This window comes from Gemmatimonadota bacterium, assembly GCA_022560615.1.
Taxonomy (GTDB): Bacteria; Gemmatimonadota; Gemmatimonadetes; order Longimicrobiales; family Gaopeijiaceae; genus UBA1138.
In genome coordinates, this window is record JADFSR010000073.1 from 1 (window position 1) to 7,770 (window position 7,770).

General features: G+C 66.9%; 8 protein-coding genes. 7 read left to right on the forward strand and 1 reads right to left on the reverse strand.

Annotated features, from left to right (window positions below; all coding sequences use genetic code 11):
- The coding region (locus IIB36_19710) for a hypothetical protein (protein MCH7533968.1) at window positions 1-545 on the reverse strand (545 nt) is incomplete at its 3' end.
- Window positions 546-706: 161 nt separating this feature from the next.
- Here IIB36_19710 and IIB36_19715 point away from each other — a divergent pair.
- From IIB36_19715 to IIB36_19745, 7 genes are all read left to right on the forward strand, one after another.
- Entirely contained in the window at window positions 707-2,119 is a 1,413-nt protein-coding gene (locus IIB36_19715; GenBank protein MCH7533969.1) for a hypothetical protein, read from the forward strand.
- A gap of 88 nt (window positions 2,120-2,207) precedes the next feature.
- The gene (locus tag IIB36_19720) at window positions 2,208-3,389 is read left to right on the forward strand and encodes an aminotransferase class V-fold PLP-dependent enzyme (protein ID MCH7533970.1); all 1,182 of its coding nucleotides are present in this window, start codon (window positions 2,208-2,210) and stop codon (window positions 3,387-3,389) included.
- A complete protein-coding gene (locus IIB36_19725; GenBank protein MCH7533971.1) occupies window positions 3,389-4,369 on the forward strand; it encodes a TRAP transporter substrate-binding protein in 981 nt (326 codons plus the stop codon). The genes IIB36_19720 and IIB36_19725 overlap by 1 nt, the downstream gene beginning before the upstream one ends.
- Window positions 4,370-4,442: 73 nt before the next feature.
- The gene (locus IIB36_19730) at window positions 4,443-4,883 is read left to right on the forward strand and encodes a TRAP transporter small permease subunit (GenBank protein ID MCH7533972.1); all 441 of its coding nucleotides are present in this window, start codon (window positions 4,443-4,445) and stop codon (window positions 4,881-4,883) included.
- Window positions 4,880-6,166 carry a TRAP transporter large permease gene (locus tag IIB36_19735; protein ID MCH7533973.1) on the forward strand — a complete coding sequence of 429 codons (1,287 nt, stop codon included), beginning with the start codon at window positions 4,880-4,882 and terminating at the stop codon, window positions 6,164-6,166. Before IIB36_19730 ends, IIB36_19735 begins: the two co-directional genes overlap by 4 nt.
- A complete protein-coding gene (locus tag IIB36_19740; GenBank protein MCH7533974.1) occupies window positions 6,163-6,942 on the forward strand; it encodes an enoyl-CoA hydratase/isomerase family protein in 780 nt (259 codons plus the stop codon). Before IIB36_19735 ends, IIB36_19740 begins: the two co-directional genes overlap by 4 nt.
- Window positions 6,939-7,770, forward strand: an 832-nt coding sequence (locus tag IIB36_19745; GenBank protein MCH7533975.1) for a CoA transferase, incomplete at its 3' end; no start/stop codon positions are given. The genes IIB36_19740 and IIB36_19745, both read left to right, overlap by 4 nt.

Consider the following 7,770-nt stretch of genomic DNA (forward strand, 5'->3'; position numbering starts at 1 on the left):
ATGAAGACGGCGGCTTTAGGTATCACCATGGCGGTGGTCGCTGGGTCCTGTGGGCCAAAAAGAACTTGCTCTGGAGCGATGAGGTAGAGCTCGTTCTCGATCGAGAGGTTGAGTCCGGCGCGCGTGCTCCACTCGTCCCAGACCTCGACGAGTACTATTCGCCCCCCTCCCTCCTCCGTATGCGTCGTGACGCGCGCGCGCGCCACGAAGAGCAACTCGCGCACTAGGCGTTCCGACTCCTCGAGAGCATCGAGGTCGAGGCAGTCCCCCTCGCTGACTACGATCTCGGCACGGATCCGGTCCGGACGCGTCGAGACGTGGAGTCGGTTGGCGAGCCGCAAGGCCCAAGGAACGCGTGATCGCTCGATCGCTTCAGGTGCGTAGATCGAGTGGCTGAGGACCTCCACCCGGTCGACCACCCCGGAAGGGCAGCTCGACTCCTCCTGACCCGCGACCTGGGCAGCGCTGAGCACCGTCAGCGCCAGAGCGGCGCTCGCGACCGAAGTGCTGCGGGCTTTCCGTGGCAGGGCTGTCGAAACGGGCATGGTGCCGGCGATTGGGTCGAAGGAGCGTCTGGCGCGTTCTCGAGGCCTGTATTCGGAGAAGTACTCACCTACCTTGCGGCCTCCGCGCTGGTATCGACACGTTGGCGAAGCCCCGCGACCTGTCAATGGCCGGTCCCCCGGCCTCCTTCACGTAGGCTCCCTTGCCCCAGGATCTCCGCTCCTTCGCCGCGAAGTGCCAGTTCGCGTGGTTTGGCGTACTGCTCCTGCTGTGGACGGCGCTGCTGCTCGCCTTCCCCATGGATCCCGACTACACGGCCGGCGAGCTACTGGACCACCTCACATTGTGGCTGGAATCAGGAGTTCTCTACCCCTCGCTCGGCGAGGGTCTCCCGCAGCGCGTGCTCAACTATCCCCCGCTCGTACCCATTCTCGCTCGTGGATTGACCGCGCTTGGAGCGCCGGAGCTGCTCGCAGGGCGGCTGGTCAATTCGTTAGGGATCGCTCTTGTCGTCGGGGGGTTGGCGGGGTGGCTGCGCGCGCGCGGCGTACGGGGGACGGCGCTGCTCGGTACGGTCGGCCTGCTCGGCGCCAGTGTTCCCGTCATTTATGGTGCCGGCCAGTTCCACATCGAGATGTGGGGTGCCGGGTTGACGATCGCGGGCTTTGCGCTCGCGGATCGGGGTCGTACCGACCGCGCGTTGTTCGCATCGGGCGTGCTGCTTGCTGCGGCTTGTTTCGCGAAGCAGACACAGGTGGTCCCGGCGCTCGTCGCGCTGGCCTGGCTGTGGCGTCAGCATCGCTCGGGAAGCGGATTCGCGCTGGCAGGCTTTGCTCTGCTTGGGGCCGTAGGAGCCGCCGCGATGTCGATCGCATGGGGAAGCGAAGTGTGGCGGCACCTCATCGTCTACACGGCCGGCACCTACTCGCTCGCCAACCTGGGCTTCCAACTCGCGAGCCACGCAGCGCCGTGGGCGATTCTGCTCGGCATCGCCGCCTGGTCGGGTACGCGCGGCCGCACCGACGATGCCTCCGACCTCGCGTGGTGGTACTGGTGTGGGGCGCTGGTGTGGTCGGCTTCCGCCATTAGGGAAGGGAGCGGCTACCCGTACTTCCTGGATCTTCACCTGGCCACCGTCATGATCGCTGGGCCAGTCATCTTCGGTACGCCGCGTTCGGAGCTCCGCAGAAGAGTCGTGCCTTGGCTCGCAGCTACCCAGATAATCGGTGCCAACGTCGGCGTCGGCGCACTCGTGGCGGTCAACCTCGCGAGGCTCGCGGAGCGCTCAGGCGAGCTCGCTTCGGTCTGCGCGGCGCTGCCACCCGAGGGTCCTGTGCTCGTTGAAGAGGCGGGGCTCGCCCGGGCGTGCGGGCGTCGCCCTGTATTGCATCCGTTCATCATGACCTCGCTTGCGCGTCGCGGGCTTTGGGGTGCTTCGGCGTTCGAAGAAGACGTGCGTGCCGGCGCCTACTCCGTCGCCGTGGTTCCGTTCGACCCCCGCGAGCCGGTGCCGCAGGCGCAGCGCGATCGCTGGACCGAGTCGGTGCTGGCCGCGTTCGCGCAGGCGAGGGTCGTGGAGACCTACCCGTCCGGATGGCGGGTGCTGCGCTGGTGAGCTCGGCCGGTCACTCCATAAGACTCTGCCGCCAGTGGCTCTATGAGGTCGCGAGTGTAAGTTGGGCGTTCCTCCAACTCCCACTCGCGTGACGTACAAGAGCGGACGCCACTTCCTGCAGCTACCCGGCCCTACCAACGTGCCGGAGCGTGTTCTGCGCGCGATGTCACGGCCGACGATCGACCACCGCGGGCCCGAGTTCCAGAAGCTCACGGAACGACTGCTCACCGAGCTGAAGTGGATGTTCCGGACCCAACATCCGGTTCTGATCTACCCGTCGTCGGCGACGGGCGCCTGGGAAGCCGCGCTGACGAACACGCTGTCGCCCGGGGACCGGGTATTGTCCTTCGACCAGGGCTTCTTCGCCGGCAAGTGGGCGACTGTCGCCGAGCGCTTCGGGCTCGACGTGCAGCGCGAGTCGTGGGAGCCTCGCCGCGGTGTCGCCGCGGACGCGGTCATCGATTCCCTGCGCGCCGACACACGGCAGGCGATCAAGGCGGTCCTCGTCGTGCACAACGAGACCTCGACGGGGGTCACGAGCGACGTGGAAGCCATCGGAACCGCGATGCGTGCCTCCGAGCACGGGGCGCTGCTTTTCGTCGATACCGTCTCGTCTCTGGGCGTGACCGAGCTCCGCCACGACGACTGGTGCATCGACGTCACAGTGACAGGGTCGCAGAAGGGGCTGATGCTTCCCCCCGGCCTCTCGTTCGTCGCCATCGGGCCGCGCGCGCTCCAGGCGCATCGCACGGCGAAGCTGCCGCGGTCCTACTGGGACTGGGACGATCAGCTCACCTTCAATGAGCGCGGTTTCTTCCCGTACACGCCTGCGACCAACCTGCTCTATGCGCTGGACGAAGCGCTGAAGATGCTGCGTGAAGAAGGGCTGGAGCGCGTGTTCGCCCGTCACGCGCGCTGGGCGGAGGCCACGCGCGCGGCCGTCGCCGCATGGGGCCTCGAGGCGTTCGCGTTGGACGCCGCGGAGGCGAGCAACGCTCTCACCGCCGTCATCGTGCCGCACGGATCGGATGCGGAGGCGCTGCGGGCGACCATCCTGGAGCGCTACGACATGTCGCTCGGCAGCGGTCTCGGCAAATTACAGGGGCGAGTCTTCCGGATCGGGCACCTGGGGGATCTGAATGCTCTCACGCTCTTGGGTACGCTCGGCGGTGTGGAGATGGGTCTCGCACTCGCGGGCGTCCCGCATGACAGCGGTGGAGTGGCTGCGGCGATGGAGTTCCTGATGAGGGAAGAGGGAGGAGGCATCTGATGCGGAACCACGGACTGTGGGTGTTCGCGGCCTTGCTCCTCTTCTCGGCGTGCGCCGGGGAGACGGGAGGGCCTCGGGAGCTGAAGTTCGGCCACGTAGGCGAACCGGGCTCGCTCTTCGCGCTCTCGGCGGAGGAATTCGCCCGCCGTGCCAACGAGCGTCTCGACGGCTACGAGGTCGTCGTCTTCGGGTCGAGTCAGCTCGGAGGTGACGAGCTGTTGCTGCAGAAGATCAAGCTCGGCACCGTGGAGTTCGCGCTGCCGTCTTCGGTGATGTCTTCGCAGATCGACGAGTTCGGGCTCTTCGAGATGCCGTATCTCGTGCAAGATCGAGCCCACATGCGTGCGATCGAGGAGGCGGTAGTGTGGCCTGATCTTGTGCCTTTGGCCGAGGCCGCCGGCTACCGCGTCATCGCTGTGTGGGAAAACGGATTCCGGCACGTGACCAACAACACGCGACCCATCGTGAGGCCCGACGACCTGGCCGGAATAAAGCTGCGCACGCCGCGCGGTGTGTGGCGGGTGAAGCTCTTCCAGGAGTTGGGTGCCAACCCGACGCCGATGGCGCTCTCCGAGGTCTTCATCGGACTGCAGACCGGCGTGATCGATGGGCAAGAGAATCCGCTCGCCCAGATCTGGGCCTCGAAGCTCTACGAGGTGCAGGAGTACCTGTCGCTCACCGGGCACGTGTACACTCCGGCGTACGTCGTCGTCTCACCCACCCGCTGGGACCGGCTGCCGGCGGACGTGCGCCGCATCCTCGAGGAGGAGGCGAAGGCGACGCAGGCGTTCGTGCACGAGACCGCGACCCGTCTCGATGCCGAGCTGCTCGACCGGGTTCGCGAGGCCGGCGTACTCGTGAACACCCCGGAGCGGAGCGCCTTCGAGCGTTCCAGTGCGCCGATCTACGACGAGTTCGCGCGCACCGTCGAGGGTGGCAGCGACCTCGTCCAGCGCGCCGTCGCCGCAGGATCCAACTGACTACACCGCTGTGAGCCTCGACAGGGCGCGGTACGGACTACGAACGGTTCTCGAGGCCGTCGTACTGTTCCTGATGATCGCGCTCGCGCTGGTCGTCGTGGTGGGGGTCGGCTTCCGAAAGGCGGGTGCTTCGCTGGTCTGGTACGACGAGGTCGCGTCGCTCATGCTCGCGTGGCTCACGTACTACGGCGCCGCGTTGGCAGCGCTCCACAGGGGACACATCGGCATGCCGACCCTTGTGGACCGCCTCTCCGGGCGCGCGCGCAAGGCGGTGGTGCTGGTAGCGGAAGTGTGCGTGCTCGCGTTCTTCGTCGTGCTCGCCGGTGCCGGCGTCCGGGTGCTCACCGTGCTGGGCGGAACGACACTCGTATCGCTCCCGTGGCTTCCGATGGTCGTGGCCCAGTCGGTGATCCCGATCGGAGCGGTGCTCTTCATCGCGGCGCAACTGCTGTCGCTGCCACAGGCCCTCGCACAGCCCGCACGGCAGGATGGCGAGCCGGAGGAGCGTACGTGAGCCTGCTCGGCATCGGCCTCGTCCTGTTGGCGCTCGTGCTCATCGGCGTCCCGATCGCGATCTCCCTCGGTCTCGCGGCGGTCGTGGCCATGCTTGCGGGACCGGGCGGCGTAGCGTCTCTGCCCAACGCGGCGCTCGTGATGTTCAGCGGTGCGACGTCGTTCCCGCTCATCGCGATCCCGCTCTTCATTCTCGCCGGCGCGATCATGAACGCGTCGGGCATCAGTCGGCGGCTGATCGATTTCGCGTCTTCTTTGGTCGGTTTCATCCGCGGCGGGCTGGCGATGGTGACGATCAGCGCATCGCTCTTTTTCGCGGAGATCAGCGGCTCGGCGGTCGCGGACGTCGCGGCGTTGGGCTCGATTCTCATCCCGGCGATGGAGAGAAGAGGGTACTCCCGGGCCTTCGCGGCCGCGGTGACGTCTTCGTCCGCGACGCTCGCAGTGATCATCCCGCCGTCGATCCCGATGATCCTGTACGGCGTCATGTCGGGCAGCTCCATCATCGAGCTGTTCGTCGCGGGCATCATTCCAGGCGTGCTCGGCGGGCTGTTGATGATGCTCGTCGCGTACCTGCTCGCGCGTCGCTACGACTTCCCGAGGGAGCAGATGTTCCAGCTGGAGCGCGTGTGGTCGACGTTCAAGGGAGCGGCCTGGGCGCTCACGCTCCCGATCATCATCCTGGGTGGCATCTTCGGCGGATGGGTGACCGCGACCGAGGGCGCGGGCCTCGCGGTCGTGGCGTCCGTGTTCATTGGCGGAGTCGTCTACCGCGAGCTCAATTTGTCCAAGCTTCGCCAGGCGATTCTCGAGGGCGGCACACAGACCGCGGTGGTCATGCTACTCGTCGCGGCTTCGGCACTGCTCGGCGACTACCTGACCGAGGTGCGCGTCCCGCAGCAAGTCGCCGAGGGCATCATGGGGCTGACCCAGGACCGTTGGGCGATCCTGCTGTTGCTGAACGCCTTCTTTCTGGTAATCGGACTATTTCTCCACTCGGCGGCTGCCATCATCCTTGTGGTCCCGATCGTGATGCCGCTCGTCCAGTCGGCTGGCATCGACCCCGTGCACTTCGGGCTCGTCGTAACGCTCAACCTGGGCGTCGGTCAGCAGACGCCGCCCGTCGCGTCGGTACTAGTGACCGCTTGCTCGGTCGCGAAGGCGGACATCTGGGAGGTGAGCAAGGTGAACGTGTACTTCGTTGCGGTGTTGCTCGCCGTGCTCCTGCTTGTAACCTACGTTCCGGCTGTTCCCATGTTTCTGGTCGAGATGTTTTACCGATGAGCGAGCGAGTTCGTACGAAGGTCGAGGGACGGATCGCCGAGGTTCGTCTCGACGCCCCCGAGAAGCACAACGTGCTCGATCGGGATGGCTGGCACGCGCTCGCCGGCGCCATGCAGGAGTTGTCGGCACGGTCCGACCTGGGATGCGTCGTAGTACGGGGCAGTGGCGGTCGTGCGTTCTCGGCGGGCTCCGACATCTCGGCCTTCGCGAGCCAGCGTGACACGCCGGAGGATGTGCGCGTATACTCCGACGCCATTGCCGGCGCGATGCACGCCGTTCGAGACTGCCCGCATCCGACGCTTGCGATCATCGAGGGACTGTGCGTCGGCGGCGGCCTGGAGATCGCCGCGTGCTGTGATGTGCGTATCTGCGAGGCCTCGAGCCGCTTCGGGGCACCCATCAACCGCCTCGGCCTCACCATGTCGCACGCGGAGCTCCAGCCTCTGCTCGCGCTGCTGGGTCCGGGCACGGTGCTCGATATCTTGCTCACCGGCGACTTGATGGCCGCTGACGACGCGCGGCGCGTCGGGCTCGTGAGCCGTGTCGTGCCGGATGGGGAGGTCGTGGCTGCGGGCTTCGATCTCGCCAGCCGGATCGCGGCTGGAGCTCCGCTGGTGAACCGGTGGCACAAGGAGTTCATTCGCCGCCTCGCAGATCCGACGCCCTTGAGCGAGGCCGAACGGGACGAGGCGCTCGAAGCGTTTGGCACCGCCGACTACCGTGAGGGGCGGACCGCGTTCCTGGAAAAGCGTGAGCCCGACTTCCGGGGCGAGTGAAGGTGACACCGCTCTCCGGTATTCGAGTCATCGAGCTCGCTCATATCATGGCGGGACCGGTGTGCGGGCTGATGCTCGGAGATATGGGCGCCGATGTCGTGAAGGTCGAGAGGCTGCCCGACGGCGACGGTAGCCGCGCCTTCCTACCCCCGGATGTGCGTGGCGAGTCGGCGGCGTTCATGATGCTCAACCGCGGGAAGCGTGGACTGGCTCTCGACCTACGCGCCGAAGAAGGGCGGTCGCTCGTCCGCCGCCTGGTCGCGAGCGCCGACGTGATCATCGAGAACTTTCGGGCGGGTACCATGGACCGGATGGGCCTCGGCTACGAGCAGCTCTCGGCGCTGAATCCGCGACTCGTCTACTGCCAGATCACGGGCTACGGTCGCACCGGGCCTCTCTCGAGCCAGGGCGGCTTCGATCTGATCGCCCAGGGATACGCGGGCCTCATGAGCGTGACCGGCGAGGGGCCGGGACGCGCGCCCGTGAAGGTCGGCATGCCCGTGACGGACATCAGTGCGGGGACGCTCGCGGCGTTCGGCGTTGTCTCCGCACTGTTCGAGCGCGAACGAACCGGTAAGGGGCAGCGCGTCGACACGTCGCTCTTCGAGGCCGGCATCAGCCAGACGTATTGGCAGAGTGCGATCGCGCTCGCCAGCGGAGTCTCACCCGGCCCCATGGGCTCGGCGCATCCGCTCGCGGCTCCGTATCAGGCCTTCCCCACCGCCGACGGATGGGTCAACGTCGGCGCCTCTACCGAAGCGACGTGGACCCGCCTGACGGAGGCGCTGAACGCAGGGGAGCTGAGGGAGGACGAGCGATTCCGGAGCA